Origin of the sequence: Pantoea sp. AG702, from assembly GCF_003182295.1 — a bacterium.
GTDB lineage: Bacteria > Pseudomonadota > Gammaproteobacteria > Enterobacterales > Enterobacteriaceae > Pantoea > Pantoea ananatis.
Map to the genome: position 1 here is coordinate 545,054 of NZ_QGTU01000003.1, position 26,388 is coordinate 571,441.

Below are 26,388 nucleotides of genomic sequence, written 5' to 3' on the forward strand. Positions count from 1 at the left end.
AGCGGATTTTCCGCTCCTGTTTTACATTAACGCCTCACGTGCCTTTCCTCTGTTCCTGTCTCCCGCCATACTCTCCCTCCGTTCGTAAAAGGTGCGCAGTATGTCTGAACAATCTCAGCCACAAGTCATCTCATTTTCACGCCTGCTGGATCGTGCGATGCGCCTGCTGGGCCAGCGTGACCACAGCCGCGAAGAGCTTAAACAAAAGCTCCAGCTGTCCGCTCAGCGTAGCGCGTGGATGAAACAAAAAGATCCTGAAATCATTACGCCCGAGCTAATGGAAAAGGTGCTGAACTGGTGTGGTGAAAACGGCTGGTTAAATGACGAGCGCTTTACCGCACGATTTATTCAGAGCCGAAGCCGCAAGGGATTTGGTTCACAGCGTATCAGGCTGGAGCTGGCACAAAAGGGCATCAGCCGTGATGCGATCGATCTCGCCATGGAAGAAACCGATATTGACTGGTCGGCCTGTGCGGCTGAACTCGCCGAGAAAAAATTTGGTCACCCATTGCCGACAGAATGGAAAGAAAAAGCCAAAGTGCAGCGCTTTTTGCATGCCAAAGGCTTTCTGAGCGAGGATATTCAGCAGGTTTTCAGAAATTTTGATGACTAAAAGTCGATGTGATTTTACTTCCCTCCGAAGAATATTTATCTTACCCCTTTTGGTTCCTTATGCTTGCTGCCGTAACGATGCGGTACGCCTGATAAAGAAGGACCTTTCGTTAGCGTGATTCCAGGATATATATGAGCAAGAGCACTGCTGAGATCCGTCAAGCGTTTCTCGACTTTTTCAATAGTAAGGGACATCAGGTTGTAGCAAGCAGCTCCCTGGTACCAAACAACGATCCGACGTTGCTGTTTACCAACGCCGGAATGAACCAGTTCAAAGATGTGTTTCTGGGTCAGGAAAAGCGTGACTACACGCGAGCAACGACGTCACAACGCTGCGTACGTGCCGGCGGGAAACACAACGATCTTGAAAACGTCGGTTATACCGCACGTCACCACACCTTTTTTGAAATGCTGGGCAATTTCAGCTTTGGCGACTACTTCAAAAAAGAAGCTATTGCGTTTGCCTGGGAACTGCTGACCGGCGAGCAGTGGTTTAAGCTGCCCAAAGAGCGCCTGTGGGTCACCGTGTATGAAACCGATGACGAAGCTTACGATATCTGGGCCAACGATATTGGCGTTCCCCGTGAGCGTATTATCCGTATCGGTGATAACAAGGGCAGCGCCTACGCGTCAGATAACTTCTGGCAGATGGGTGATACCGGGCCTTGCGGTCCCTGCAGCGAAATTTTCTACGATCACGGCGACCATATCTGGGGCGGACCACCGGGCAGCCCTGAAGAGGATGGCGATCGCTATATTGAGATCTGGAACATCGTCTTTATGCAGTTTAACCGTCAGGCGGATGGCACGATGTTGCCATTACCTAAGCCCTCTGTGGATACCGGGATGGGGTTGGAACGCATCACTGCGGTTCTGCAGCATGTTAATTCAAACTATGAAATCGACCTGTTCCAGACGTTGATTGAAGCGGTTGCGAAGGTCACCGGCGCGACCGATCTGAATAATAAATCCCTGCGCGTTATTGCCGATCACATTCGTTCCTGCGCCTTCCTGATTGCCGATGGCGTCATTCCGTCGAATGAAAACCGTGGCTATGTCCTGCGTCGCATCATCCGCCGCGCCGTACGTCACGGCAATATGCTGGGTGCTAAAGACGCATTCTTCTACAAGCTGGTTGCACCACTGATTCAGGTCATGGGCGCGGCAGGCGATGAGTTACAGCGTCAGCAGGCACAGGTTGAGAACGTTCTGAAAAGTGAAGAAGAGCAGTTTGCTAAAACGCTTGAACGTGGCCTGGCACTTCTGGACGAGGAACTGGCAAAACTGCAAGGTGATACACTGGATGGCGAAACCGTCTTCCGCTTATACGATACCTTCGGATTCCCTGCCGATTTAACGGCTGACGTTTGCCGTGAACGTAACCTCAAAATTGATGAAGCCGGTTTTGAAAAGGCGATGGAACAGCAGCGTCAGCGCGCACGTGAAGCCAGCGGCTTCGGCGCAGACTACAGCAATGTGATTCGTATCGACGCGGCTTCGTCGTTTAAAGGCTATGAGCAGTTGGATCTGACGGCGACCGTCAAGGCGCTGTTCGTGAACGGTGAAGCCGTTGACGCCCTGTCTGCCGGTCAGGACGCGGTGATTGTGCTGGATGAAACGCCATTTTATGGCGAGTCTGGCGGTCAGGTAGGCGACACTGGCGAGCTGAAGGGCAATAACGCGCTGTTTAGCGTACAGGATACGCAAAAATATGGGCAGGCGATTGGTCATATTGGCAAACTCAGCAGCGGACAATTACGCGTTGGCGATCGTCTTGAGGCGGTGGTTGATGAGGCGCGCAGGGCTCGTATTCGTCTGAATCACTCCGCAACGCATCTGTTGCATGCTGCATTGCGTCAGGTTTTAGGTGAACATGTTGCTCAGAAGGGCTCGTTGGTTAACGACAAATATTTGCGTTTTGACTTCTCACATTTTGAGGCCATGAAACCTCAGGAGATTCGTCAGGTCGAAGATATTGTTAACGCACAGATCCGTCGCAATTTGCCTGTTGAAACCCGTGTCATGGATCTTGAGGCGGCGAAAGCCAAAGGCGCGATGGCCCTGTTCGGTGAAAAATACGATCAGCAGGTTCGCGTTCTGACCATGGGGGATTTCTCGGTTGAGCTGTGTGGCGGAACGCACGCTGCGCGAACCGGTGATATCGGCCTGTTCCGCATTCAGGCCGAGTCCGGTACTGCCGCAGGGATTCGCCGTATTGAGGCGATCACAGGCGAGGCGGCTCTGGCACAGGTTTATGCGCAGAGTAGCCAGCTACAGGATATTGCCCAACTGGTGAAAGCCAACAGCAGTAACCTGAATGAAAAAGTGCGCGGGCTGGTTGATCATCTGCGTTCGCTGGAGAAAGAGTTACAGCAGTTACGCGATCAGCAGGCGGCGCAGGAAAGTGCGCAGCTGGGCAATCATGCGGTCGACGTCAAAGGCGTTAAGCTGCTGGTGACTGAGCTCAGCAACACCGATCCGAAAATGCTGAGGACCATGGTGGATGAGCTGAAAAACCAGCTGGGCTCGGCGATTATCGTGCTGGCTACGGTAGCAGATGGCAAAGTGTCACTGATTGCTGGCGTAACGAAAGATTTAACCGACCGTGTTAAGGCTGGGGAACTCATCGCCGAACTTGCGCCTAAAGTGGGTGGTAAGGGCGGTGGCAGACCTGACATGGCGCAGGCAGGTGGCAGTGATGCTACTGCACTGAAAGGTGCGCTGGCAGGTGTTGAAGGATGGGTTTCGAGCCGTCTGTAATTAAATAAAATAATTCATCGTAGCAAGCGCCAGAACTGATGTTCCGGCGCTTTTTAATACGATGTTAAATTTGCTAGTGACAAAGTCGGGTTGATGTAGCGTATTTCGGCTAAACTATTTATCAGCAGAATGTATTGGCGCGTTGATGTGCAATGGTGTATTTCTCATAGCCTGTGTACAGCGTTAAGTGATGGATAACGCCGGGAAGCTTTATCAAGCCCGACTCTTTTAATCTTTCAAGGAGCAAAGAATGCTTATTCTAACTCGTCGAGTTGGTGAAACCCTCATGATCGGTGATGAGGTGACTGTAACGGTACTGGGCGTCAAAGGTAACCAGGTCCGCATTGGTGTTAACGCACCAAAAGAAGTGTCTGTGCATCGCGAAGAGATTTATCAGCGCATCCAGGCCGAAAAAACGCAACAAACCAACGTTTGACAGATTCAGCGTCTCGCACCTGTGCGAGACGCTACCCTTTGTTCCCGCCGTCTCGCCTTTTCTTTTTCCTCGTTATCTACCCTTTTTGTTAACTTCATCATCTTTGATTGTTGATTATTCACTCTTTTTGCGGTCATTTTGTCCCAATTGCCTGTCATTTGTGCAAACGGAAAAAACCTTCCGAAAAATTGTTTGACTTATAAGTGCGGGAAAGTAATATGTGCGCCACGCAGTGCCGATGAGCAGAAACAAGTTCAGAAGCGCAGTTCGGAAGAACGCGTAAGGTGAGGTGGCCGAGAGGCTGAAGGCGCTCCCCTGCTAAGGGAGTATACGGTCAAAAGCTGTATCGAGGGTTCGAATCCCTCCCTCACCGCCATTTCCGATGCATCCGTAGCTCAGCTGGATAGAGTACTCGGCTACGAACCGAGCGGTCGGAGGTTCGAATCCTCCCGGATGCACCATATCGTTGAATATGGATATGTTGATGTCAGGCGAAGCGCCGCAGAAAACATTGTCGGAACAGAGTTGTAAAGTGAACTAGCAATTCCTTCATGGTGAGTCGTTAGCACCCTGCGTTGTACAAGAATTTCATAATGCATCCGTAGCTCAGCTGGATAGAGTACTCGGCTACGAACCGAGCGGTCGGAGGTTCGAATCCTCCCGGATGCACCATACTTTTCGGTATGGACGTGTATTCCTGGTCTGTAAGGCATAGTCGATTTGTCAGGCAGAGCCAGGGAGGATAACGTTGCTTCAGCAACGGCCCGAAGGGCGAGGCGTCAGCCGAGTCATCCTCCCGGATACACCATTCTTCGTATTACCCTCAGGTTGATTTCTGCCAGTCCATAAAAGCTTTCCTGTGCATCCGTAGCTCAGCTGGATAGAGTACTCGGCTACGAACCGAGCGGTCGGAGGTTCGAATCCTCCCGGATGCACCATATTCTGCAATGCTCAAGCGAAACCTCTCTGTCATAATCAGGTGTCATCACAGCGAACACCAGGGAGGATAACGTTGCTTCAGCAACGGCCCGAAGGGCGAGGCGTCAGCCGAGTCATCCTCCCGGATGCACCATATTTTTCGGTATGGACGTGTATTCCTGGTCTGTAAGACATAGTCGATTTGTCAGGCAGAGCCAGGGAGGATAACGTTGCTTCAGCAACGGCCCGAAGGGCAAGGCGTCAGCCGAGTCATCCTTACGCAGGGACTGTCTTGCGAATCTTCTGGCCGAAATCCCCAGCATATGACCTGTGAAGCCATCGTGTTATCAGGCGCAGGACAACACTGTTCGTTCTCTCTGTTTACTCAGACGATCTGAGAACGCCTCACCTGAATGCCCTCAAACCACACCTGTGTCGCGCAAGCTTCGGTTTATGCGGCCTGAACGCGTTCGGGCTTTAAGGCGTGAGCGTAGTCGCGATCTTGTGCCAGAATCACATTGATTGTGGTGATACATTTTCTGCTGAACATTGTTAATCCTTGATAACATTCCTGGCATAGCGCTTACCTTCTGCATCGCTGCTAAAATCACAGGGAATTCGCGACCTTACAGGCTTTCCAACCCGATCACCTTTATCTGAAAACTAAAATAGCTAATGCTTTCAAAGCATTTGCTGTTCATCCCGCCTGGCGACAACCTACGCACATTCAGCTAAAGTAATGGCTCATTTGTTGGAGGTCCTCAGTGACAATCTACGATCAATACGACGCCCTGATTTTCGATATGGACGGTACTATTCTTGATACTGAACCGACACATCGAAAAGCGTGGCGTCAGGTGCTGTCACGCTATGGCCTGGCGTTCGATGAAGCGCGCGTAACGGCGTTCAACGGTGCGCCCTCATGGCAACTGGCGAAGTTCATTATTGAAACCAATAATTCAGATCGCGATCCTTATTTGCTCGCCGCTGAAAAAACAGCAGCGGTAAAAGCGATGCTGCTGGATAACGTGCAGCCGCTTCCGCTCATGGAGGTCGTCAAGGCGTACTATGGTCGCCGCCCTTTGGCTGTGGGTACAGGCAGTGAGCACGCTATGGCTGATGCGCTGCTCAGCCAGTTGGGTGTCAGAGATCTCTTTTCTGCTGTGGTGGGGGCCGACGACGTGCAGCGTCACAAGCCTGAGCCCGATACCTTTCTACGCTGTGCTGCGCTGATGGGCATCGCACCAGAGCGCTGTGTGGTGTTCGAAGACGCTGATTTTGGCGTGCAGGCAGCGAAGGCCGCAGGGATGGCCGTGGTTGATGTTCGCCTGCTGTGAGCGAAACACTGGCTTATGTGTCTTTATTGAGTAGCAGCTTTCTCAGTGCGACGTTACTTCCGGGTAGCTCAGAGGCGCTGTTAGTTGCACTACTGATCGCGAAAAGCGCATCAGTTTATGGGTTGATTTTAGTCGCATCGTTAGGGAATACCCTGGGTGGCTTGACCAACATAATTTTGGGTCGCTTATTGCCGTTAAAACGTCAGGGGCGATGGCATGAGACAGCGATGACGTGGTTGCAACGGCTGGGGCCGGCAGCACTGTTGTTTAGTTGGCTACCGGTTGTAGGCGATCTGCTCTGCGTTCTTGCAGGTTGGTTACGCTTTGGCTGGTTGCCCTCGATACTGTTTCTGGCTATCGGTAAAACGCTGCGTTATATCGTTATTGCGACCGCCACATTACAGGGCATGGAATGGTGGCATTGATTCGTACTGATTCGGGGCTAGGGTTAACACTATGCTGAACAAAAATAAATTATTCACACAGCGGGAGGTTAATGTGATCCCCGACGTATCAAAAGCGTTATCCTGGCTGGAAGCGCATCCTGATGCACTTAAAGGCATTGGCCGTGGCATTGAACGTGAAACGCTGCGTGTGCAGCCAGATGGTCATCTTGCGACGACCGCGCATCCAGAGTCACTGGGGTCGGCGCTTAAGCATGACTGGATCACCACCGACTTTGCTGAAACGCTGCTGGAGTTCATTACCCCGGTTGATCACAGCATCGATCACATGCTGGCGTTTTTGCGTGACGTTCATCGTCATGTTGCCCGCGAACTCGGTGAAGAGCGCATGTGGCCTTTCAGCATGCCTTGCCTGATTGAAGATGCGGATAAAATTACGCTGGCACAATACGGCAAATCCAATATCGGTCGTATGAAAACCCTTTACCGTCAGGGATTAAAGAACCGCTATGGTGCGTTGATGCAAACCATCTCCGGTATCCATTACAACTTCTCGCTGCCGCTGTCCTTCTGGCAGGCCTGGGCGGACGTAAAAGATTATGAAAGCGGTAAAGAAACCATTTCTGCCGGTTATCTGCGGCTGATCCGCAACTACTATCGTTTTGGCTGGATCATCCCTTATCTGTTTGGCGCATCGCCTGCAATTTGTTCCAGTTTCCTGCAGGGCGGCGAGAGCGCACTGCCGTTTGACACCGATAATAAAGGTACGCTCTGGCTCCCCTATGCCACTTCGCTGCGTCTGAGTGACCTGGGCTATACCAATAAGTCGCAGAGCTCGCTGGGTATTACCTTTAACTCTCTTGAGGGTTATGTCAGCGCCTTGAAAAAAGCGATTAAAACGCCTTCTGAAGACTTCGTGAAGATGGGCACGCGGGATGCAGACGGAAACTGGTTGCAGCTGAACACCAACGTCCTGCAGATTGAGAATGAGCTCTATGCGCCGATTCGTCCCAAGCGCGTTACCCGATCCGGTGAAGCGCCTTCCGATGCCCTGCAACGTGGCGGCATCGAGTACATCGAAGTGCGCTCAATGGACATTAACCCTTTCTCGCCCATCGGGGTGGATGAAAACCAGGTGCGGTTCTTGGATCTGTTCCTGATTTGGTGCACGCTGGCAGATGCGCCAGAGATGAGTTCTGATGAATTGCAGTGCAGTCGGCAGAACTGGAATCGCGTGGTGCTGGAAGGGCGCAAACCCGATCTGAAAATTGCAGTCGGCTGCGGTGAAGCAGAGTATTCACTGGTCGAGGTCGGCAAGACACTGTTTGCTGATTTGCGCCGCGTTGCGGAAGCGCTGGACAGCAATCAAGGCACAACAGAATATCAGCAAGTCTGTGACGAACTGGTAGCATCCTTCGACGATCCTGAGCTAACCTATTCGGCGCGTATTCTTAAAGCCATGAAAGAAAGCGGCGTGACGGGAACGGGCATCGCTCTGGCAGAGCAGTATCAGCAGTTGCTGGTTAACGAGCAACTGGAAGTGCTCAAGCCGGAAGACTTTGCGCGTCAGGCACAGGCGTCCGTTGCCGCGCAGCAGCAGCTTGAAGCGAATGATACGTTAGATTTTGAAACCTATCTGGCTGGCCGGGAAGGGTAGAAAAGAAAAAGGCCACATCAATGTGGCCAAATTAACATCTCTGTTGTCAGGGATGGATGATAACAAATGCGCGTCTTTCATATATTCAGACGCTGGGCGATCGGAAAAGTTTCATCGTTCTCAAAAAATTTTTCAGACCAAGAGGTGACGTATGCCATTACTGGATAGTTTTACTGTTGATCACACCATCATGGCCGCGCCCGCAGTGCGTGTAGCAAAAACCATGAAGACTCCCCATGGCGATACGATTACTGTTTTTGACCTGCGTTTTTGTCGCCCCAATATCGACATTCTGACTGAACGTGGGATCCACACGCTTGAGCATTTGTTTGCGGGCTTTATGCGTAACCATCTCAACGGTAACGGCGTAGAGATTGTTGATATTTCACCTATGGGTTGCCGCACAGGCTTCTACATGAGCCTGATTGGTACACCAGACGAGCAACGTGTGGCACAAGCCTGGAAAGGCGCGATGGAAGACGTGCTGAAGGTGAAAGATCAGAACCAGATTCCAGAGCTCAACGAATATCAGTGTGGCAGCTATAAACTGCATTCTCTGGATGAAGCTCAGCAAATTGCCCGCAACGTGCTGGCGCAGGAGATCGGTGTTAACCACAATGACGATCTGAAACTGCCTGCCGAAAAACTGAAAGAGCTGCACATCTAGTCAGTTAGGTTAGTCCGGACAGTAAAACGCCGCACATGAGCGGCGTTTTTTATAACAGCGCCTGCATGACGACGGCGGGCTTTTCAAAAACCTGCGGGTCAGGCGAAAAAAACCGCCTTGCAATGAACTGCACCCAAAAAGTTGGACACCCAACTGAGTAAGGTGCAGTTTTTTATGAGCATCAGGATCCTACGGATTGCTTGAGCGGTGTCTGTGGTGTGATGCGAACCTGCTTAATCATATTGTCCTGCACATCCAGAATATCAACATCATAGTGATTCACCTGAACGCGCGTGTTCACTGTTGGAATCTCTTCCAGTGCTTCCAGTAACATACCGTTGATGGTACGCGCTTCCTGCTCAGGCAGTTGCCAGTTGAAGGCTTTATTGATCTCACGAATATTCGCGCTACCTTCAATCAGCACGGAGCCATCATTTTGCGGCATCACTTCTTCAGCCAGCGACGGAGACATTGAGGTCGTGAAATCACCCACAATCTCCTCCAGAATGTCCTCTATCGAAATCAGGCCTTTGATATCGCCGTACTCATCCACGACCAGACCGGTCTTTTTCTTGTTGCGCTGAAATTTCACCAACTGAACGTTGAGCGGCGTGCCTTCGGGAATGTAGTAGATCTCATCGGCGGCACGCAGTAGCATCTCTTTCGTAAACTCTTTTTTCTCGGTCATCATGCGCCAGGCCTCGCGCACCCGCAGCATCCCTACACAATCATCCAGCGAATCACGGAACAGGACAATGCGACCGTGCGGTGAATGGCTTAACTGACGGATGACTGATTTCCAGTCATCGTTGATGTTAATACCAACAATCTCGTTACGCGGCACCATAATGTCGTCCACACTGACCTTTTCAAGGTCCAGTACAGATAACAACATATCCTGATTGCGGCGCGACATGTGCGTACGCGATTCGTAAACGATGGTACGCAACTCTTCTTTACTGAGTGCTGAACTGATCGCACCATCCGCCCGGATGCCCACCAGTCGCATCAGCAGTCGGGTAATGGTGTTAAGCAACCACACCAGGGGCAGCATGATGTATTGCAGCGGACCGAGCAGAAAGCTACTGGGGTAAGCGACTTTTTCTGGATAAAGTGCAGCAACCGTTTTGGGCAGCACTTCTGCAAACACCAGTACAACAAATGTCAGGATACCGGTCGCGATCGCGACACCGGCATCGCCATACAAACGCATCCCTACGATAGTACCAATGGCGGACGCCAGAATATTGACCAGGTTATTACCGATAAGGACCAGGCTGATGAGGCGATCCGGGCGCTTTAACAATTTTTCGACGCGGCGGGCTGCGCGATGGCCATGTTTAGCCTGATGGCGCAGTTTATAACGATTGAGAGTCATCATGCCGGTTTCAGAGCCTGAAAAATAGGCTGAAACCAACACCATAATGATGAGTGTGACAATCAACGTCGTGGTCGAAACATGTTCCACCGCAAAACTTCCTTTTATTAAGAACTGTGAATGAGCAGGTGTTGCAGTACGCGACTGCCAAAGTACGCCATCGTGAGCAGCGCTGCGCCGCCGCAGTTAAACCACACTACGCGGCGACCGCGCCAGCCTTCATGATAGTGGCCCCAGAGCAGAACGATGTAGACAAACCAGGCAATAATCGACAGCACGGCCTTATCTACGTTTTCGGCGCTGAACAGGTCATGCATATAAAACAGGCCGGTACACAGCACCAGCGTCAGTAACACAACGCCAACCTGGGTGATGTGAAACATTTTACGTTCAATGGTCAGCAGCGGTGGCATGTCCTGAGTGAAAGCCAGTTTTTTGTTCTTAAGCTGGTAATCAATCCACGCAAGCTGCAACGCGTACAACGCCGCGATGATGAGCGTTGCATAGGCAAACAGCGACAGCCCGATATGAATCATAATGCCGGGCGTGGTTTCAAGGTGCGTAATAAACGCATTCGGGACAAAAGTGGCAAAGGCCAGGTTAATTAATGCAAAGCTGTAAACAATCGGCAGCAGTAGCCAGCCACGATTTCGGGAGGCAACAATGGTCATGATTGCACAAATCAGCAGGCTGACCAGAGAGCCGATATTCAACAGGCTAAGATTTTGCCCGCCATCAACGGCAAAGATACGCTGCTGCAGGGCGACAGCGTGCGTGACTAACGCCACACAGGCCGACAGCACAGCTAACCTGCGCCAGCCGCTTTGACGCTTCAACAGGCTGGGGATGATGAGTGCAAGACTCAGGGAGTAGGCGAACAGCGCCACAATCGCGAAAACGGACATAGTTCCTTTCAGGCATCAGTCAGATAAAGGAAAAGGGCAGTATAGCGCCAGCCGCAGCAGGCTCCAAACGATCTGAGGTGGAATTGAAGAGGAACTGAGGTGGAAGTGAAGAGATCGCCTCGGCTTCGTGTTATAATCCGCCGCATTCTGCCGGTATGGTGCCTCGCGATTTTTTTTAAGTGAGAGACAATGTTTGACAATTTAACCGATCGTTTGTCGCAAACTCTGCGCAATATCAGCGGCCGCGGAAGGCTGACTGAAGACAACATTAAAGATACGCTGCGCGAAGTGCGCATGGCGCTGCTGGAAGCTGACGTTGCGCTGCCGGTGGTGCGTGACTTCATTAATCGCGTCAAAGAGAGCGCGGTAGGCCACGACGTCAACAAAAGCCTGACGCCGGGCCAGGAATTTATCAAAATTGTCCGTAACGAACTGGTTACGGCGATGGGCGCAGAAAACAACGCGCTGGATCTTGCCGCACAGCCGCCGGCCGTTGTGCTGATGGCCGGTCTGCAGGGGGCGGGTAAAACCACCAGTGTCGGTAAGCTGGGTAAATTTCTGCGTGAAAAGCACAAGAAAAAAGTGCTGGTGGTATCTGCTGACGTTTATCGCCCGGCGGCGATCAAACAGCTCGAAACGCTGGCACAGCAGGTCGGTGTGGATTTTTGCCCCTCGGATCTGAGCCAGAAGCCCGTTGATATCGTCAACAACGCGCTGCGTGAAGCCAAACTCAAGTTTTATGACGTATTGCTGGTCGATACCGCGGGTCGTCTGCACGTAGACGAAGCGATGATGGACGAGATTAAACAGGTTCACGCCGCAATTAATCCGGTAGAAACCCTGTTTGTCGTGGATGCCATGACCGGTCAGGATGCGGCGAATACCGCCAAAGCCTTTAATGAAGCGCTGCCGCTGACAGGGGTTATTCTGACGAAGGTGGATGGCGATGCACGTGGTGGTGCTGCCCTGTCTATTCGCCATATCACCGGCAAGCCGATCAAATTTATGGGGATGGGCGAGAAGACCGATGCGCTGGAAGCCTTTTATCCTGACCGCATTGCCTCGCGTATTCTTGGCATGGGCGACGTGCTGTCGCTTATTGAAGATATCGAAAGTAAAGTTGACCGCGCGCAAGCGGAAAAACTGGCGAAGAAACTGAAAACCGGCGACGGTTTTGATCTCAATGACTTCCTTGAGCAGTTAAAGCAGATGCGCAACATGGGCGGCATGGCGAGCCTGATGGGCAAGCTGCCGGGCATGGGGCAACTGCCAGACAACGTGAAATCGCAGATGGATGACAAAGTGCTGGTGCGCATGGAAGCCATCATCAATTCGATGACACGCAAAGAGCGTGAAAAACCAGAAATTATCAAAGGTTCGCGCAAGCGCCGCATCGCTACCGGCTCGGGCATGCAGGTGCAGGACGTTAACCGCTTATTAAAGCAGTTCGACGACATGCAGCGGATGATGAAGAAAATGAAGAAGGGCGGAATGGCGAAAATGATGCGCGGCATGAAAGGTATGATGCCGCCAGGTTTCCCAGGACGCTAATGGGTTCCACAAAAAAGCCTGGGATTACTCGGTTTAGGTTGCTTTTTGCGCCAAAATGAGTAAAATTTTCGGGCTTTTTATACAGCACCCGGACCCCGTTCCTCGATGGGGGCCGGGTGTTTTATTAACTGAAGAGGATGTTATGGTAACAATTCGTTTGGCACGTCACGGCGCTAAAAAGCGTCCGTTCTATCAGGTCGTCGTCACTGACAGCCGCAATGCACGCAACGGTCGCTTCATCGAGCGCGTAGGTTTCTTCAACCCGATCGCATCTGGTCAGGCAGAAGGTCTGCGTCTGGATCTGGATCGTATCGAGCACTGGGTTGGCCAGGGCGCAACGCTTTCTGATCGCGTCAACGCGCTGATCAAAGAAGCAAAGAAAGCAGCTTAATCTGTCACGGTGGTGAGCATGAGCAGACAACTTGCCGCACAGGCACCTGTTAACCCGATTGTATTGGGTAAAATGGGTGCGGCATACGGCATTCGCGGCTGGCTCAAAGTGTTTTCCTCCACTGAAGACGCTGAAAGCATCTTTGACTACCAACCCTGGTTTATCCAGCGCGCCGGTAAATGGCAGCAGGTGGAACTGGATGGTTGGAAGCACCACAATCAGGACCTGATCATCAAAGTCAAAGGCATTGACGATCGGGATGCGGCGGCACAGTTGACCAATTGCGAAATTCAGGTCGACTCGACGCAGCTGCCTGCGCTGGATAACGGTGAGTACTACTGGAAAGACCTGATGGGTTGCAAGGTAGTCAACGTTGAAGGCTACGAACTGGGTAAAGTCGTCGATATGATGGAAACCGGTTCGAACGACGTTCTCGTCGTGAAGGCAAACCTGAAAGATGCGTTTGGTGTACAGGAGCGGTTAATTCCGTTTCTTGATGAACAGGTTATCAAGAAAGTCGATCTCTCTACTGGCCTTATTGAAGTAGATTGGGATCCTGGTTTTTGATCTCCGAATCAAACGGTAACGTAACGGCGAAGACAATGTGGATTGGTGTAATTAGCCTGTTTCCAGAAATGTTTCGCGCTATTACCGATTACGGGGTAACTGGCCGGGCAGTAAAAAATGGCCTGCTCAGCGTTCAAAGCTGGAGTCCACGTGACTTCACGCACGACCGGCACCGTACTGTGGACGATCGTCCTTATGGTGGCGGACCGGGAATGCTGATGATGGTACAACCTTTACGGGATGCCATCTCCGCAGCGAAAGCAGCGGCGGGAGAGGGTGCCAGGGTGATATATCTTTCACCTCAGGGCCGCAAACTTGACCAACAGGGCGTTTGCGAACTGGCATCACGAGACAAGCTCATCCTTGTCTGTGGTCGCTATGAAGGGATTGATGAGCGCGTAATCCAGACCGAAATTGATGAAGAATGGTCAATCGGTGATTACGTTCTCAGCGGCGGGGAACTGCCAGCAATGACGATGATTGACGCGGTTGCCCGGTTCATTCCGGGAGTACTCGGCAAACAGGCGTCAGCCGATGAGGATTCGTTCTCTGACGGGTTGCTGGATTGTCCGCACTATACCCGACCTGAAGTGTTAGAAGGGATGGACGTTCCGCCAGTTTTGCTGTCGGGCAACCATGCCGATATTCGCCAGTGGCGCCTGAAACAGTCGCTAGGCCGTACCTGGCTAAGAAGACCTGAACTTCTGGAAAACCTGGCTCTGACTGAAGAGCAAGCAAGGTTGCTTAAGGCGTTCCAACAGGAACACCAGCAACAAAACGATGATGCGGGAGAGTGATCTTCCCTGACTATCAGTTTACCCAGGATAAGAGATTTAATTATGAGCAACATTATTAAGCAAATTGAACAAGAGCAGATGAAACAGGACGTACCTTCCTTCCGTCCGGGTGATACCGTGGAAGTGAAAGTATGGGTCGTTGAAGGTTCTAAAAAACGTCTGCAGGCATTCGAGGGCGTGGTTATCGCTATTCGTAACCGCGGTCTGCACTCTGCATTCACTGTTCGCAAAATTTCTAACGGCGAAGGCGTTGAGCGTGTCTTCCAGACTCACTCTCCGGTAATTGACAGCATCGCTGTTAAACGTCGTGGCGCTGTGCGTAAAGCCAAACTGTACTACCTGCGTGAGCGTACTGGTAAGTCTGCTCGTATCAAAGAGCGTCTTAACTAAGGTATCGCTAACGCGACATCTAAAAGTTAATAGCAAACAAGGGGTTGGCAATGTGCCAGCCCCTTTTTTATGCCAGTGCCTACAAAATGCCTACGCCGAATGTTTGCCGTCATCTGCAGGCAAAGTGTGCCAGACCAAAGCGCTGTCTCACATAAAGGAAAACCTGTCGGAACAGAACAGGTATCTTTGCGATGCTGTGCATGCCAACCGCCGGGATGCTGCGTAACGCAATCTGCTCGTCATCGGACACAACCGATTATTCTCTTATTCAATCTCATTGCCCTAAGGACAGGTTTTGAAAGACGTCGTTTTTTTAGTTTCCGGCTTTATGTTTTCGCTCGCCTCATTCTATTCAGCCCGATATGCACTGGAAGGCAACAAGCATAAGTGGCTTTGCCGCTGCCTGACCGCGGTCTGGGTAAGCATGGGATTCGTGTTGTTTCCCCTTTTTCTTGCGCTGGGGTTGTATGGTCCGGCCCTTATCTTTGTGGCGGCTAACGTGATCCTTGTTTGGGCAGGCCGCGAACACAAAAAAGAACTGGCATGTAAGAACAAAACGTCCACGGCGGTGACGGCGCATGTGCCCCTGGTCGAGGTTGATATGCCCTGGCTGAGTCTAAAAGAGATCGGCTTCAGCTATTTTGACTACGAGGGTAAGGTGGCTTACCGGCGCGTGGATGTGGAGTCCTGCGATGGGATGTTTATCAAAGGCTATTGTCATTTCCACAGAGAGATGCGCGCATTCGAACTGGTACGGATCGAATCCGGCATTATCATTCTGCGTAATACCGGGAAAACCATGGACGTTAACAGCTGGCTTGTCGCTTATGTTGAGGCCTACGACCGCTGAGTACGATCTCATGCCTTTTCATGAGGGGCGCTGGAAATGATAGATCGCCGCGTTGACCGGCCCGCTGTCTAAAACAATTAAACCATAACGGTAATCGATAAAGCGCCCGCCACTCTTTTCCGCTACACGTCTGCTGGCGAAGTTATTCTCCACCGCCAGCAGTTCTATTGTCTGTACATCCGGGCGCGCAAAGCCAAATTCCAGTAACAGCTTTACCGCTTGCGTGGCAACACCCTGACATTGCGCGTCACTGCGAACCCAGTACCCCAAAGCGCAAAACTCTCCCGGTTTTTTAGCAAAGCGAAAGCCTGCACCACCTAACAGGCGGTTCTGGGCATCCACGATGGCAAATTCTTCCGCTTCTTTAAGTACGCGTTGTAAGTGTGTAAAGCGAATCCAGCTTTCGGCTTCATCCGGCTGATAATCCGGATGCGCCCAACTCATCCAGGGCAATAACGTATCCAAAGAGTCATTAACGGCTACGGTGAAGGCCTCAATATCGCTTAGATCAAAAGGACGCAGGCGAATGGCTGCGGTGGTCTGGATCATGTTTTCGTCCTTGTCAGTTAACGTATCAATATTAACAGGGGGATTTCGGTGGTGGAACAGATGTTGTGTATATTTATATTTACACAATGACAGCCTGACTGATTGTGTTTTTATTTTTTTAATTCATTGATATTAAATGTATTTTGTTGATTTTTTCAGGTTTTTTATTTTTGATGGTAAATAAAGTGTACATAAGGGATTGTCGAGTGTACTCATTATGATACAGTTTCATCTCTCCTCCATGAGGATCCCGTGACCGCATAAATGAGTGTAAAGGACAGGACGATGCAAAAAGACGCGTTAAACAATGTTCATATCGCCAATGAGCAGGTGTTGATTACTCCCGAAGAGCTTAAAACGAAATTCCCGTTGAGCAATGCGCAGCAGGCGCAAATCGCCGCCTCGCGCCAGACAATTGCGGATATCATTGCAGGCCGTGATTCCCGCCTGTTGGTGGTTTGTGGCCCATGCTCAATTCACGATACAGAAGCGGCTCTGGATTATGCGCGTCGTCTGCAAAGCCTCTCTGAGCAGGTGAAAGATCGCCTGTACCTTGTTATGCGCGTCTACTTTGAGAAACCCCGCACGACCGTTGGCTGGAAGGGGTTAATTAACGATCCTTACATGGATAACTCATTTGATATGGAAGCGGGTTTGCACATTGCCCGTGAGTTGCTGGTGAATCTTGTCGATATGGGCTTGCCGTTAGCGACGGAAGCGCTGGATCCAAACAGCCCGCAATATTTGGGCGATCTGTTTAGCTGGTCGGCGATTGGCGCACGCACGACGGAATCACAAACCCACCGTGAAATGGCTTCAGGCCTGTCAATGCCGGTGGGCTTTAAAAACGGTACCGACGGCAGCCTGGGTACGGCGATAAATGCCATGCGCGCGGCGGCAATGCCTCATCGGTTTGTGGGTATCAATCAGTCAGGCCAGGTTTGCCTGTTGCAAACACAGGGAAATCCTGACGGACACGTTATTTTACGCGGCGGCAAAGCACCAAACTACAGTCCGGAAGACGTGGCACAATGTGAAACGGCCATGCTTAAAGCGGGACTCCGCCCGGCCTTAATGATAGATTGCAGCCACGGTAACTCTGATAAAGACTACCGCCGTCAGCCTGGCGTCGCGCAATCGGCCATCGATCAGATCAAGAAAGGCAACCGTTCGATTATTGGCCTGATGCTGGAAAGCCACATTAGTGAAGGCAATCAGTCTTCCGAGCAGCCGCGCAGTGAGATGAAGTACGGCGTCTCTGTTACCGATGCCTGCATCAACTGGAACGTCACCGAGGCGTTACTGCGCGAAATGCATGATGAGCTAAACGAGGTTCTGTCGGCGCGTCTTTCACACGAGGTGTAGTGGGCAATGGTGGCTGAATTAACGGCATTACGCGAACAAATTGATACGGTAGATAAAGCACTGCTGGATCTACTGGCAAAACGTCTGGAACTGGTAGCGGAAGTCGGCGAAGTTAAAAGCCGCCATGGTTTGCCAATCTATGTTCCGGAGCGGGAAGCTTCTATGCTGGCGTCCCGTCGCAAAGAGGCAGAAGCGCTGGGCGTGCCTGGCGATCTGATTGAAGACGTATTGCGCCGCGTCATGCGAGAATCCTATACCAGCGAAAATGATAAAGGGTTTAAAACCCTGCGTCCCGAGTTACGTCCGGTGGTGATCGTCGGCGGTAATGGCCAGATGGGACGCCTGTTTAATAAAATGCTGACGCTGTCGGGCTACCAGGTAAAAACGCTGGATAAAGATGACTGGGATCGGGCGGAAACGCTGTTCAGCGATGCCGGTATGGTGATCATCAGCGTGCCTATCCATCTGACCGAGCAGGTGATTCAACAACTCCCTGCGCTGCCGGATGACTGTATCCTGGTGGATCTGGCGTCCGTCAAGAATCGCCCCCTACAGGCGATGCTGGCGGCGCATCAGGGACCGGTACTCGGTCTGCATCCTATGTTCGGGCCGGACAGCGGCAGTCTTGCCAAGCAGGTTGTGGTCTGGTGCGATGGGCGGCAGCCGGAAGCCTATCAGTGGTTTCTGGAGCAGATACAGGTCTGGGGAGCGCGCCTGCATCGCATTGGGGCAGAAGAACACGACCAGAACATGGCATTTATCCAGGCGCTGCGCCATTTCGCGACTTTTGCTTATGGCCTTCACCTGGCTGAAGAGAATGTCAATCTTGATCAGCTCCTGGCTTTGTCCTCGCCCATTTACCGGCTTGAGCTGGCAATGGTGGGGCGCCTGTTTGCACAGGATCCGCAGCTGTATGCGGATATCATTATGTCGTCTGAAAATAACCTGAACCTTATCAAACGTTATTATCAGCGCTTTGGTGAAGCCATTGCCCTGCTGGAACAAGGTGACAAAAACGCCTTTATTGCCAGCTTCAACCGGGTAGAAGAGTGGTTTGGCGATCACGCCAAACGCTTTTTGGTTGAGAGCCGAAGCCTGCTGCGCTCGGCGAACGACAGCCGGCCATAAGCTAAAAAGGCATCCAGTTGGATGCCTTTTTACTGATTACTTGTCGGGTTCAACGGGAATGATATTTTCGCTGGGGTAACAGCCAAGTACTTTTAACGAACGCGTCATTGCCCTCAGCTCTTCTAATGCCTGCTGCATCTTTTCAGACTGCAGATTGCCCTGCACATCCAGATAAAACATCTCTTCCCACGGGTTACCGTTGATAGGCCGGGATTCCAGTTTGCTCATAATCAGGTTGTGCTGGCGCAAGACCAACAGTGCGTCAACCAGTGCACCCGCCTGCTGGCCGGTTGCCATGATCAGCGTCGTTTTCGCCGAAATCTGATCGGATACTTCGATGGGCTTACGGGCCAGGACAATAAAGCGTGTGTGATTCTGCTGTTGGTTGGCCAGATTACGCTCCAGCACCTGTAACTGATACAGCTCGCCACCGGCTTCGCTACCGATCGCCGCGACCTTAGGTGAGTTGAGCGCGGCCACTTTTTCCATGGCAGCGGCGGTGCTTTCGGTGTAGACAATCTTCCAGTGCGGGAAGCGGTTAATGAAGTGGCTGGTCTGCTGAAAAGGCTGCGGATGGCTGTAGACCGTTTCAATCTGTTCCAGGTCGCTCTGGCTACTGACCAACATGCAGTGCTCAATCGGAAGCGTCAGTTCCCCTACGATAGAGAGGTTGGTCTGTTGCAGCAGGTCGTACACATCGTTGATTGAACCGGAGCTGGTATTCTCGATCGGTAAGACGGCGTAATCCGCCGCGTTATTCTCCACCTGCTTGATAATGTCATGAAATTTCAGGCAACCGCATTCAATCATGTTACTGAAATGACGCGCGGCATACTGACGGGCAGCCAGATGAGAGTAAGAGCCTTTCGGGCCTAAGAAGGCGATGCGGGCCGCATGAGCATGCGTATGGTTGAGGTTTTTTTGCAGCAAGGCCTGCTGAGTCAGAACCGAATCTTCAATCACTAACTGAAACAGGCGGGTAATGTAGTGCGCATCCAACTGATGTTTTTTACCCAGTACGATGAGGTGCTCAATCAGTGCGCGTTCACGTTCGACGTCGCGGACAGGGCGGTGCGTTGCCAGCTTCGCCTTTGCAACCTCCACAGCCAGCAAACGCCGTTCAGCGAGTAACGTTAGTAGTTTTTCATCAACGGCGCTGATTTTATCACGCAGTGCCAGAAGCGGATTGTCCGGGGTCATAAGGCTCACCTGTAAGCTATCCAATAAAAAAGCCTCCCGGTTGGGAGGCTTTGTTGTTCGTCTTCGCTTTCTTTTTACACGACGAATGGCCTCCCAGTCAGGGGAAGGTAAAAAAGAAAGCGAAGAAAAACGACAGTGTTTTCATGACAGGTTCCAAAAATAAGCTGTTCTGAGAGTAACCGCACAGATGAAAAGCTGTCAACAAAAAACGCGCCCGTAGGCGCGTCAGGAAGGTGAGGACAAAACTTACTCTTCGGCGGCGGGGGTAAAGTCTTTAACGCTGGTGGCCGCGCGGCGCGCTTCAGATTTGTGCTGCACTTTATTAAGTTGGCGCTCGAGTTTTCCTATCAGATCGTTGATAGCAGTGTACATATCGTCATGTTTGGCACTGGCGACCAGTGTACCGTTTGGCGTATTAATCGTGGCGTCTGCCACAAACTCTTTGGATTCTTTCGACAGAACGATATGCGGGTTAATCAGGTCGGTTTGCCACTTTTCTAGCTTGGCGAGACGGTCTTCGACGTGTTCACGGATGGCTGGAGTAATTTCCATTTGCTTACTGGTAATATTCACGATCATTATGCTTACCTCTCTGTGATTGCCGTCTGAATAGATCCAGCATAGCGCGATATCTCTGTAGATGTGTGATTTTGATCACAAAAAAATGTCACTTTTTGTCAACTACAGCAAATTGTGAGAAAGGGCGAGAATGTGGCCGAAAAGCCTTGAAGCTAACACCTTATCAAGGCATTCTTGATAAGTTAGCTCAACAGGTAAATCAACATTTTGCCTGTTTTATGCGCATAAAAAAGCAGCCTCCAGGGCTGCTTTTTTTGTGGCTCAACGCGCGAACGTCTCAGTCGTTGTTTGCTGCGATAATTTTTGCGACTTTATCCGCCTCGGCGTTCAGTTGCAACTGGCGATAGGCGTTTTCCATCAGCGGTAACGCATCGTGCGTCGCCTGCGTGTCCGGATAATCGCGCATCATGCCTTCAACACGGTTAACAACCGCGACATAGGCCCCACGCTTGGTATAGAATTGCGCCACTGAAAGCTCATATTTTGACAAACGGTCTTTCAGATAGACCTGACGTTTATAGGCATCGGCTGCATATTGGCTGTTTGGATAGCTGCGCAGCAGCTGTGCAAAGTCGCGGAATGCATCACGAGCATGGGTAGGATCGCGATCGGAACGGTCGATGCCGAAAAAGCCCTGCAATGCCGAATCATCCAGCGCCATATCCGTCAGCCCTTTCATATAGATGACGTAATCGATATTAGGATGCGTAGGATTTAAACGCATAAAGCGGCTGATGGCAGCCTGCGCCATCGGCAGATCGGCATTTTTATAGTACGCGTAGATCAAATCCAACTGAACCTGCTGCGAATAGGGACCGAATGGGTAACGATTATCCAGCGCTTCCAGTTGCTTAATCGCCGCTTTAAAGTTACCGTCCTGCAGCTTTTGTTGCGCTGTAGCATAGATTTCAGAAGGCGGGTTGTCCGGTACCGCGTCATTTGAGCCGGAACAACCAACAAGTGCCAGGCTCAGTGTGGCTGCAGCCACCAGATATTTCATACGCGTCATGACGAAGTGATTATCCTCAAAATGTTATGGCGGAAGCTGTCCGTATAGCTCCCGGTAATGACCAGGTACGATAGCACATTATATTAAACGGCATCGCCGTAAAACCCAACGTTAACGAAGAAGCTGTATATGGCACAACAAGTTCAACTCACCGCAACGGTATCCGAATCACAACTCGGACAACGTTTAGATCAAACTTTGGCGGAATTGTTCCCTGATTATTCACGTTCCCGCATAAAAGAGTGGATCCTTAACCAGCGCGTCAGTGTCAACGGCACTGTGACTGATAAGCCGAAAGAAAAAGTGCTCGGCGGCGAGCGCGTGACCATCGATGCTGAGATCGAAGAAGAGCAGCGCTGGGAACCCCAAAATATCCCGCTGGATATCGTCTACGAAGATGAAGATATCATTGTCATCAATAAACCACGTGACTTTGTGGTGCATCCGGGCGCGGGCAATCCTGATGGCACCGTACTCAATGCGCTGCTGCATCACTATCCCGCCATTGCCGATGTGCCGCGCGCGGGCATCGTTCATCGCCTGGACAAAGATACAACCGGGCTGATGGTCGTGGCGAAAACCGTCCCGGCGCAAACGCACCTTGTCGACGCCCTTCAGCGCCGTGAAATTACACGTGAATATGAAGCGGTCGCCATCGGTACGATGACTGCTGGCGGCACGGTCGATGAACCGATTAGCCGTCACTCGACTAAACGTACGCATATGTCCGTGCATCCCATGGGGAAACCGGCTGTCACTCACTATCGCATCATGGAGCATTTCCGTGCTCATACGCGGTTGCGTCTGCGCCTGGAAACCGGCCGTACGCACCAGATCCGTGTGCATATGTCGCACATTAATCATCCTCTGGTGGGCGACCCGCTTTACGGTGGCCGTCCGCGTCCGCCAAAAGGCGCATCGGAAGACTTTATTACCACGCTGCGCGGGTTTGATCGCCAGGCGCTGCATGCGACGATGCTCCGGCTTTACCATCCTATCTCTGGGATTGAGATGGAATTCCACGCCGCGATACCTCAGGACATGATTGATCTGATTGATGCGCTGAAAGCGGATACAGAGATGTTCAAGGATCAGCTGGACTGGCTATGAGCCTGATTATTCCACAATGGCCGGCACCCGATCGGGTGCGTGCCGTCTCAACATTACGGCAGGGCGGCGTGAGCGAGGGGAACTGGCGTTCGCTTAATCTCGGCAGCCATGTCGGTGACAAGCTGCATCATGTGGCAGCCAACCGTGAGCGGCTGATAGCGCTTGCGGCGTTGCCCGCGATGCCGCAGTGGCTGGAGCAGGTTCATTCAACCGACGTTGCCTGCCTGAGCGCAGGGGGAACCGCGCCGCGACAGGCAGATGCTTGTATTACGCGGGAAACGGGCGTGGTATGTGCAATCATGACGGCTGACTGCCTGCCTGTGCTGTTTTGTTCGGATGACGGCCGTGAAGTTGCTGCGGCTCATGCAGGATGGCGCGGGCTGTGTGGCGGCGTACTGGAAAATACCCTGGCACAGTTTCAGGCTGCGCCCGGCAATATTCACGCCTGGCTCGGGCCGGCCATTGGTCCTGATGCGTTCGAAGTCGGTGCAGAAGTGCGTCGCGCGTTTATGAATCACGATCCTGAGGCAGCTGCCGCTTTTCGTCCGGCGGGGGAAAAATTCTACGCGGATATCTTGCTACTGGCCCGTCAGCGGCTCCATGCTGCAGGCGTGAAATCAGTGAGTGCGGATTCACGTTGTACCTTTAGCGAGCAGGACGATTTTTTCTCCTATCGTCGGGATGGCATCACCGGCCGTATGGCAACTTTAATTTGGCTGTTATAGTCTTAGCCCGTAAGACGATCCAGACAGAGCGTTTTTTAGTCCTTTTTCAGGTCATTAACCTTGAATATTTGAGGAATGACCTCATTTTAATCTCCAGTAGCATTTGACCTGTAATGGGAGGAATTATGCGTCTGGATCGTCTTACTAATAAATTTCAACTCGCTCTGTCCGACGCGCAGTCTTTGGCTTTAGGACAGGATAACCAGTTTATTGAACCCTTGCACCTGATGAGCGCGTTGCTCAAGCAGGAAGGGAGTTCCGTTGCGCCCCTGTTGTCCTCAGCCGGTACTGACGTAGCATCGTTACGTACGCAAATTGATCAGGCTATTGACCGTTTGCCGCAGGTAGAAGGCAGCGGCGGAGATGTGCAGCCATCATCCGACCTGATCCGAGTGCTTAACCTGTGCGATAAGCTGGCACAGAAGCGCAACGACAACTTTATCTCATCAGAATTATTTGTTTTGGCAGCCCTGGATTCACGTGGCTCGCTGGCGGACATATTGAAATCCGCAGGCGTCACCAACGAAAAGCTCACCAAAGCGATTGAACAACTTCGTGGAGGCGACAACGTGAACGATCAGGGTGCTGAAGATCAGCGTCAGGCTTTAAAGAAATATACGATCGATCTCACCGAGCGCGCCGAGAAAGGCAAGCTCGATCCGGTGATTGGGCGTGATGAAGAGATTCGCCGTACCATCCAGGTACTGCAACGTCGTACTAAAAACAACCCCGTGTTGATTGGTGAGCCCGGCGTAGGTAAAACCGCCATCGTCGAAGGGCTGGCGCAGCGCATTATCAATGGTGAAGTGCCGGAAGGGCTGAAAGGCCGCCGTGTGCTGGCACTGGATATGGGCGCGCTGGTGGCAGGGGCTAAATACCGTGGTGAATTCGAAGAGCGTCTGAAAGGCGTGCTCAGCGACCTGTCTAAGCAGGAAGGCAACGTCATTCTGTTTATTGATGAGCTGCATACCATGGTGGGCGCGGGTAAAGCAGATGGTGCAATGGACGCCGGCAATATGCTAAAACCTGCGCTGGCGCGCGGCGAGTTACACTGTGTCGGCGCTACCACGCTGGACGAATATCGCCAGTATATCGAGAAAGACGCAGCGCTGGAGCGCCGTTTCCAGAAAGTGTTTGTGGCAGAGCCCAGCGTTGAAGATACCATCGCGATTTTGCGGGGTTTGAAAGAGCGTTATGAGTTGCACCATCATGTGCAGATCACTGACCCGGCTATCGTCGCGGCAGCAACGCTTTCTCATCGCTACATAGCCGATCGCCAGTTGCCAGATAAGGCGATTGACCTGATTGATGAGGCGGCATCCAGTATCCGTATGCAGATTGACTCCAAGCCGGAAGCGCTGGATCGTCTGGAGCGCCGTATTATTCAGCTGAAGCTGGAACAGCAGGCGTTAAAGAAAGAATCTGATGATGCCAGCGTCAAACGTCTGGATATGCTGGAAGCCGAGCTAAACCAGAAAGAGCGTGAATATGCCGAGCTGGAAGAAGAGTGGAAAGCGGAAAAGGCCTCGTTGACCGGCACGCAGAATATCAAAGCGGAGCTGGAGCAGGCGCGCCTTACCCTTGAGCAGGCACGTCGCTCAGGCGATCTGGCACAGATGTCTGAACTGCAGTACGGCAAGATCCCGGCGCTGGAGAAACAGCTGGCTTCCGCTACACAGTCTGAAGGCAAGACGATGAAGCTGCTGCGTAACCGCGTAACGGACGTTGAGATTGCCGATGTTCTGGCGCGCTGGACCGGTATTCCGGTCGCCCGGATGATGGAAGGGGAGCGCGACAAACTTCTGCGCATGGAGCAGGAACTGCATTCACGAGTCATCGGACAGGATGAAGCGGTTGAAGCGGTTTCCAATGCCATTCGCCGTAGCCGCGCAGGTCTGGCCGATCCTAATCGTCCTGTCGGGTCGTTCCTGTTCCTGGGCCCAACAGGTGTGGGTAAAACGGAACTGTGTAAATCACTGGCTAACTTCCTGTTCGACAGTGACGATGCGATGGTTCGTATCGACATGTCAGAATTTATGGAAAAACATTCTGTGTCGCGGCTGGTGGGCGCACCTCCGGGTTATGTCGGCTATGAAGAGGGCGGCTATCTGACTGAAGCGGTTCGCCGTCGTCCTTATTCTGTGATCCTGTTGGATGAAATCGAGAAGGCGCATCCCGATGTCTTCAATATTTTGCTGCAGGTTCTGGATGATGGCCGGTTGACGGACGGACAAGGGCGCACCGTTGATTTCCGCAATACGGTCGTGATCATGACCTCTAACCTGGGCTCAGATTTAATTCAGGAACGTTTCGGCAATCTGAATTATCCCGAGATGAAAAATCTGGTGATGGGCGTAGTGGGTCAACATTTCCGTCCAGAGTTCGTGAACCGTATTGACGAGGTAGTGGTGTTCCATCCGCTGGGTGAAAAACACATTGCGTCTATTGCACAGATTCAACTGCAGCGGCTGTACAAACGTCTGGAAGACCGAGGCTATCAGCTGCATATCTCTGATGCGGCGATCAAACTGTTGGGCGAAAACGGTTATGACCCGGTTTACGGTGCGCGTCCACTGAAACGCGCTATCCAGCAGCAGATAGAAAACCCACTGGCACAGCAGATTCTTTCTGGTGAGCTGGTCCCGGGCAAAGTGATAGAGATGGACGTAAAAGACGACGTCATTACTGCCCACCAGTAAAGGCATATTTATTAAAAACGGGCGTTACGCCCGTTTTTTGTACGCGGAATCTGTGGTTTTGGCTTTTTTTAAAGCGTATTGCCTGGAAAGTAATCACTCGAAAGATTTATTTGAATTAGCGCTTGTCAGCCTAAAATATTTGCCTATAATGCGCCTCCACTGACACGGCACAACGGCTTACGTAACGCGGTGTTCAGCAGGAGGCTCCCAGGAGTTTCCGCCGGAGAAAAACTTCTGAAAAAGAGGTTGACTCTGAAGGAGGAAAGCGTAATATACGCCACCTCGCGACAGACGGTTAACCCGCTGCTCGCACTGCTCTTTAACAATTTATCAGACAATCTGTGTGGGCACTCGCAGGATTGATATCAGCGTCTCCGGACGTAAAAAATATCAAAGCCTCACGA

General features: G+C 51.7%; 25 protein-coding genes, 4 tRNA genes and 1 other annotated feature. Of the genes, 22 read left to right on the forward strand and 7 right to left on the reverse strand.

The features are described 5' to 3' along the window. Positions 1-100 precede the first annotated feature (100 nt). The 11 genes from DFO57_RS12110 to luxS all read left to right on the forward strand — a co-directional run bounded on the left by DFO57_RS12110 (position 101) and on the right by luxS (position 8,791). On the forward strand, positions 101-613 hold the full coding sequence (locus DFO57_RS12110; protein WP_014594422.1) for a regulatory protein RecX: 513 nt from the start codon (positions 101-103) through the stop codon (positions 611-613). A 131-nt stretch (positions 614-744) separates the two neighbouring features. Further along, positions 745-3,372, forward strand: a complete 2,628-nt coding sequence (alaS, locus tag DFO57_RS12115; RefSeq protein ID WP_110015378.1) for an alanine--tRNA ligase — start codon at positions 745-747, stop codon at positions 3,370-3,372. Positions 3,373-3,622: 250 nt separating this feature from the next. Continuing rightward, entirely contained in the window at positions 3,623-3,808 is a 186-nt protein-coding gene (gene csrA, locus DFO57_RS12120; RefSeq protein ID WP_006120718.1) for a carbon storage regulator CsrA, read from the forward strand. Between the two features lie 283 nt (positions 3,809-4,091). Continuing rightward, a tRNA-Ser gene (locus DFO57_RS12125) sits at positions 4,092-4,184 on the forward strand. Positions 4,185-4,192: 8 nt separating this feature from the next. Continuing rightward, a tRNA-Arg gene (locus DFO57_RS12130) sits at positions 4,193-4,269 on the forward strand. Positions 4,270-4,403: 134 nt separating this feature from the next. Then, positions 4,404-4,480 (forward strand) — tRNA-Arg (locus DFO57_RS12135). Positions 4,481-4,669: 189 nt separating this feature from the next. Next, positions 4,670-4,746: transfer RNA gene (locus tag DFO57_RS12140), tRNA-Arg, on the forward strand. A gap of 750 nt (positions 4,747-5,496) precedes the next feature. Beyond that, the gene (gene yqaB / locus DFO57_RS12145) at positions 5,497-6,063 is read left to right on the forward strand and encodes a fructose-1-phosphate/6-phosphogluconate phosphatase (protein ID WP_024471530.1); all 567 of its coding nucleotides are present in this window, start codon (positions 5,497-5,499) and stop codon (positions 6,061-6,063) included. Continuing rightward, positions 6,060-6,488: a YqaA family protein gene (locus DFO57_RS12150; RefSeq protein WP_014605177.1), complete on the forward strand. Its 429-nt coding sequence runs from the start codon at positions 6,060-6,062 to the stop codon at positions 6,486-6,488. The genes yqaB and DFO57_RS12150 overlap by 4 nt, the downstream gene beginning before the upstream one ends. A 31-nt stretch (positions 6,489-6,519) precedes the next feature. Beyond that, a complete protein-coding gene (gene gshA / locus DFO57_RS12155) occupies positions 6,520-8,124 on the forward strand; it encodes a glutamate--cysteine ligase (RefSeq protein ID WP_110015379.1) in 1,605 nt (534 codons plus the stop codon). 151 nt (positions 8,125-8,275) lie between these two features. Next, a complete protein-coding gene (luxS, locus tag DFO57_RS12160) occupies positions 8,276-8,791 on the forward strand; it encodes an S-ribosylhomocysteine lyase (protein ID WP_013026899.1) in 516 nt (171 codons plus the stop codon). A 181-nt stretch (positions 8,792-8,972) separates the two neighbouring features. On the opposite strand, the gene DFO57_RS12165 is transcribed toward luxS, so the two are convergent. Further along, positions 8,973-10,259 (reverse strand): HlyC/CorC family transporter, encoded by a 1,287-nt coding sequence (locus DFO57_RS12165; protein WP_013026898.1) that lies wholly within the window; start codon positions 10,257-10,259, stop codon positions 8,973-8,975. Positions 10,260-10,276: 17 nt separating this feature from the next. Beyond that, entirely contained in the window at positions 10,277-11,074 is a 798-nt protein-coding gene (locus DFO57_RS12170) for an inner membrane protein YpjD (RefSeq protein ID WP_013026897.1), read from the reverse strand. Between the two features lie 189 nt (positions 11,075-11,263). Between DFO57_RS12170 and ffh the strand changes: the two genes are divergently transcribed. From ffh to DFO57_RS12200, 6 genes are all read left to right on the forward strand, one after another. Continuing rightward, positions 11,264-12,625, forward strand: coding sequence for a signal recognition particle protein (ffh, locus tag DFO57_RS12175; RefSeq protein WP_013026896.1), 1,362 nt, complete (start codon positions 11,264-11,266; stop codon positions 12,623-12,625). A gap of 142 nt (positions 12,626-12,767) precedes the next feature. Beyond that, positions 12,768-13,016: a 30S ribosomal protein S16 gene (gene rpsP / locus DFO57_RS12180; protein ID WP_007893313.1), complete on the forward strand. Its 249-nt coding sequence runs from the start codon at positions 12,768-12,770 to the stop codon at positions 13,014-13,016. Positions 13,017-13,034: 18 nt separating this feature from the next. Further along, positions 13,035-13,583, forward strand: a complete 549-nt coding sequence (gene rimM, locus DFO57_RS12185; protein ID WP_014594416.1) for a ribosome maturation factor RimM — start codon at positions 13,035-13,037, stop codon at positions 13,581-13,583. Positions 13,584-13,618: 35 nt separating this feature from the next. Next, positions 13,619-14,380 (forward strand): tRNA (guanosine(37)-N1)-methyltransferase TrmD, encoded by a 762-nt coding sequence (trmD, locus tag DFO57_RS12190; protein WP_014594415.1) that lies wholly within the window; start codon positions 13,619-13,621, stop codon positions 14,378-14,380. A gap of 42 nt (positions 14,381-14,422) precedes the next feature. Next, positions 14,423-14,770: a 50S ribosomal protein L19 gene (rplS, locus tag DFO57_RS12195; protein ID WP_013026892.1), complete on the forward strand. Its 348-nt coding sequence runs from the start codon at positions 14,423-14,425 to the stop codon at positions 14,768-14,770. A gap of 295 nt (positions 14,771-15,065) precedes the next feature. Next, on the forward strand, positions 15,066-15,620 hold the full coding sequence (locus DFO57_RS12200) for a hypothetical protein (RefSeq protein ID WP_088900475.1): 555 nt from the start codon (positions 15,066-15,068) through the stop codon (positions 15,618-15,620). An 18-nt stretch (positions 15,621-15,638) separates the two neighbouring features. On the opposite strand, the gene DFO57_RS12205 is transcribed toward DFO57_RS12200, so the two are convergent. Further along, positions 15,639-16,169, reverse strand: a complete 531-nt coding sequence (locus tag DFO57_RS12205) for a GNAT family N-acetyltransferase (RefSeq protein WP_110015380.1) — start codon at positions 16,167-16,169, stop codon at positions 15,639-15,641. Between the two features lie 285 nt (positions 16,170-16,454). Between DFO57_RS12205 and DFO57_RS12210 the strand changes: the two genes are divergently transcribed. Continuing rightward, positions 16,455-17,534 (forward strand): 3-deoxy-7-phosphoheptulonate synthase, encoded by a 1,080-nt coding sequence (locus DFO57_RS12210; protein ID WP_014605181.1) that lies wholly within the window; start codon positions 16,455-16,457, stop codon positions 17,532-17,534. 6 nt (positions 17,535-17,540) lie between these two features. Next, entirely contained in the window at positions 17,541-18,662 is a 1,122-nt protein-coding gene (gene tyrA / locus DFO57_RS12215; protein WP_014594413.1) for a bifunctional chorismate mutase/prephenate dehydrogenase, read from the forward strand. Between the two features lie 36 nt (positions 18,663-18,698). Here the strand turns inward: tyrA and pheA are convergent, their stop codons facing one another. The 4 genes from pheA to bamD all read right to left on the reverse strand — a co-directional run bounded on the left by pheA (position 18,699) and on the right by bamD (position 21,450). Further along, complete coding sequence (gene pheA, locus DFO57_RS12220; protein WP_105077311.1) at positions 18,699-19,862, reverse strand: bifunctional chorismate mutase/prephenate dehydratase; 1,164 nt, start codon at positions 19,860-19,862, stop codon at positions 18,699-18,701. Positions 19,863-19,884: 22 nt separating this feature from the next. Next, positions 19,885-20,008: a sequence feature (Phe leader region), on the reverse strand. Next, a complete protein-coding gene (locus DFO57_RS22755; RefSeq protein WP_193372328.1) occupies positions 19,960-20,007 on the reverse strand; it encodes a hypothetical protein in 48 nt (15 codons plus the stop codon). Its footprint overlaps the feature before it by 48 nt. 100 nt (positions 20,009-20,108) lie before the next feature. Continuing rightward, the gene (gene raiA / locus DFO57_RS12225) at positions 20,109-20,441 is read right to left on the reverse strand and encodes a ribosome-associated translation inhibitor RaiA (RefSeq protein WP_013026886.1); all 333 of its coding nucleotides are present in this window, start codon (positions 20,439-20,441) and stop codon (positions 20,109-20,111) included. A gap of 277 nt (positions 20,442-20,718) precedes the next feature. Next, positions 20,719-21,450: an outer membrane protein assembly factor BamD gene (bamD, locus tag DFO57_RS12230; RefSeq protein ID WP_013026885.1), complete on the reverse strand. Its 732-nt coding sequence runs from the start codon at positions 21,448-21,450 to the stop codon at positions 20,719-20,721. A gap of 129 nt (positions 21,451-21,579) precedes the next feature. Between bamD and rluD the strand changes: the two genes are divergently transcribed. From rluD to clpB, 3 genes are all read left to right on the forward strand, one after another. Then, the gene (rluD, locus tag DFO57_RS12235; protein ID WP_013026884.1) at positions 21,580-22,560 is read left to right on the forward strand and encodes a 23S rRNA pseudouridine(1911/1915/1917) synthase RluD; all 981 of its coding nucleotides are present in this window, start codon (positions 21,580-21,582) and stop codon (positions 22,558-22,560) included. Next, positions 22,557-23,285 (forward strand): purine nucleoside phosphorylase YfiH, encoded by a 729-nt coding sequence (yfiH, locus tag DFO57_RS12240; protein ID WP_110015381.1) that lies wholly within the window; start codon positions 22,557-22,559, stop codon positions 23,283-23,285. The genes rluD and yfiH overlap by 4 nt, the downstream gene beginning before the upstream one ends. A gap of 125 nt (positions 23,286-23,410) precedes the next feature. Next, entirely contained in the window at positions 23,411-25,984 is a 2,574-nt protein-coding gene (gene clpB / locus DFO57_RS12245; RefSeq protein WP_014605184.1) for an ATP-dependent chaperone ClpB, read from the forward strand. Positions 25,985-26,388 lie beyond the last annotated feature (404 nt).

Coding starts and splice junctions, on each gene's coding strand:
- clpB (WP_014605184.1), top strand. CDS start 23,411: ATGCGTCTGGATCGTCTTACTAATAAATTTCAACTCGCTCTGTCCGAC.
- rplS (WP_013026892.1), top strand. CDS start 14,423: ATGAGCAACATTATTAAGCAAATTGAACAAGAGCAGATGAAACAGGAC.
- rluD (WP_013026884.1), top strand. CDS start 21,580: ATGGCACAACAAGTTCAACTCACCGCAACGGTATCCGAATCACAACTC.
- DFO57_RS12210 (WP_014605181.1), top strand. CDS start 16,455: ATGCAAAAAGACGCGTTAAACAATGTTCATATCGCCAATGAGCAGGTG.
- DFO57_RS12170 (WP_013026897.1), bottom strand. CDS start 11,074: ATGTCCGTTTTCGCGATTGTGGCGCTGTTCGCCTACTCCCTGAGTCTT.
- rimM (WP_014594416.1), top strand. CDS start 13,035: ATGAGCAGACAACTTGCCGCACAGGCACCTGTTAACCCGATTGTATTG.
- bamD (WP_013026885.1), bottom strand. CDS start 21,450: ATGACGCGTATGAAATATCTGGTGGCTGCAGCCACACTGAGCCTGGCA.
- trmD (WP_014594415.1), top strand. CDS start 13,619: ATGTGGATTGGTGTAATTAGCCTGTTTCCAGAAATGTTTCGCGCTATT.
- gshA (WP_110015379.1), top strand. CDS start 6,520: ATGCTGAACAAAAATAAATTATTCACACAGCGGGAGGTTAATGTGATC.
- DFO57_RS12110 (WP_014594422.1), top strand. CDS start 101: ATGTCTGAACAATCTCAGCCACAAGTCATCTCATTTTCACGCCTGCTG.
- tyrA (WP_014594413.1), top strand. CDS start 17,541: ATGGTGGCTGAATTAACGGCATTACGCGAACAAATTGATACGGTAGAT.
- pheA (WP_105077311.1), bottom strand. CDS start 19,862: ATGACCCCGGACAATCCGCTTCTGGCACTGCGTGATAAAATCAGCGCC.
- alaS (WP_110015378.1), top strand. CDS start 745: ATGAGCAAGAGCACTGCTGAGATCCGTCAAGCGTTTCTCGACTTTTTC.
- yfiH (WP_110015381.1), top strand. CDS start 22,557: ATGAGCCTGATTATTCCACAATGGCCGGCACCCGATCGGGTGCGTGCC.
- raiA (WP_013026886.1), bottom strand. CDS start 20,441: ATGATCGTGAATATTACCAGTAAGCAAATGGAAATTACTCCAGCCATC.
- ffh (WP_013026896.1), top strand. CDS start 11,264: ATGTTTGACAATTTAACCGATCGTTTGTCGCAAACTCTGCGCAATATC.
- rpsP (WP_007893313.1), top strand. CDS start 12,768: ATGGTAACAATTCGTTTGGCACGTCACGGCGCTAAAAAGCGTCCGTTC.
- DFO57_RS12205 (WP_110015380.1), bottom strand. CDS start 16,169: ATGATCCAGACCACCGCAGCCATTCGCCTGCGTCCTTTTGATCTAAGC.
- csrA (WP_006120718.1), top strand. CDS start 3,623: ATGCTTATTCTAACTCGTCGAGTTGGTGAAACCCTCATGATCGGTGAT.
- luxS (WP_013026899.1), top strand. CDS start 8,276: ATGCCATTACTGGATAGTTTTACTGTTGATCACACCATCATGGCCGCG.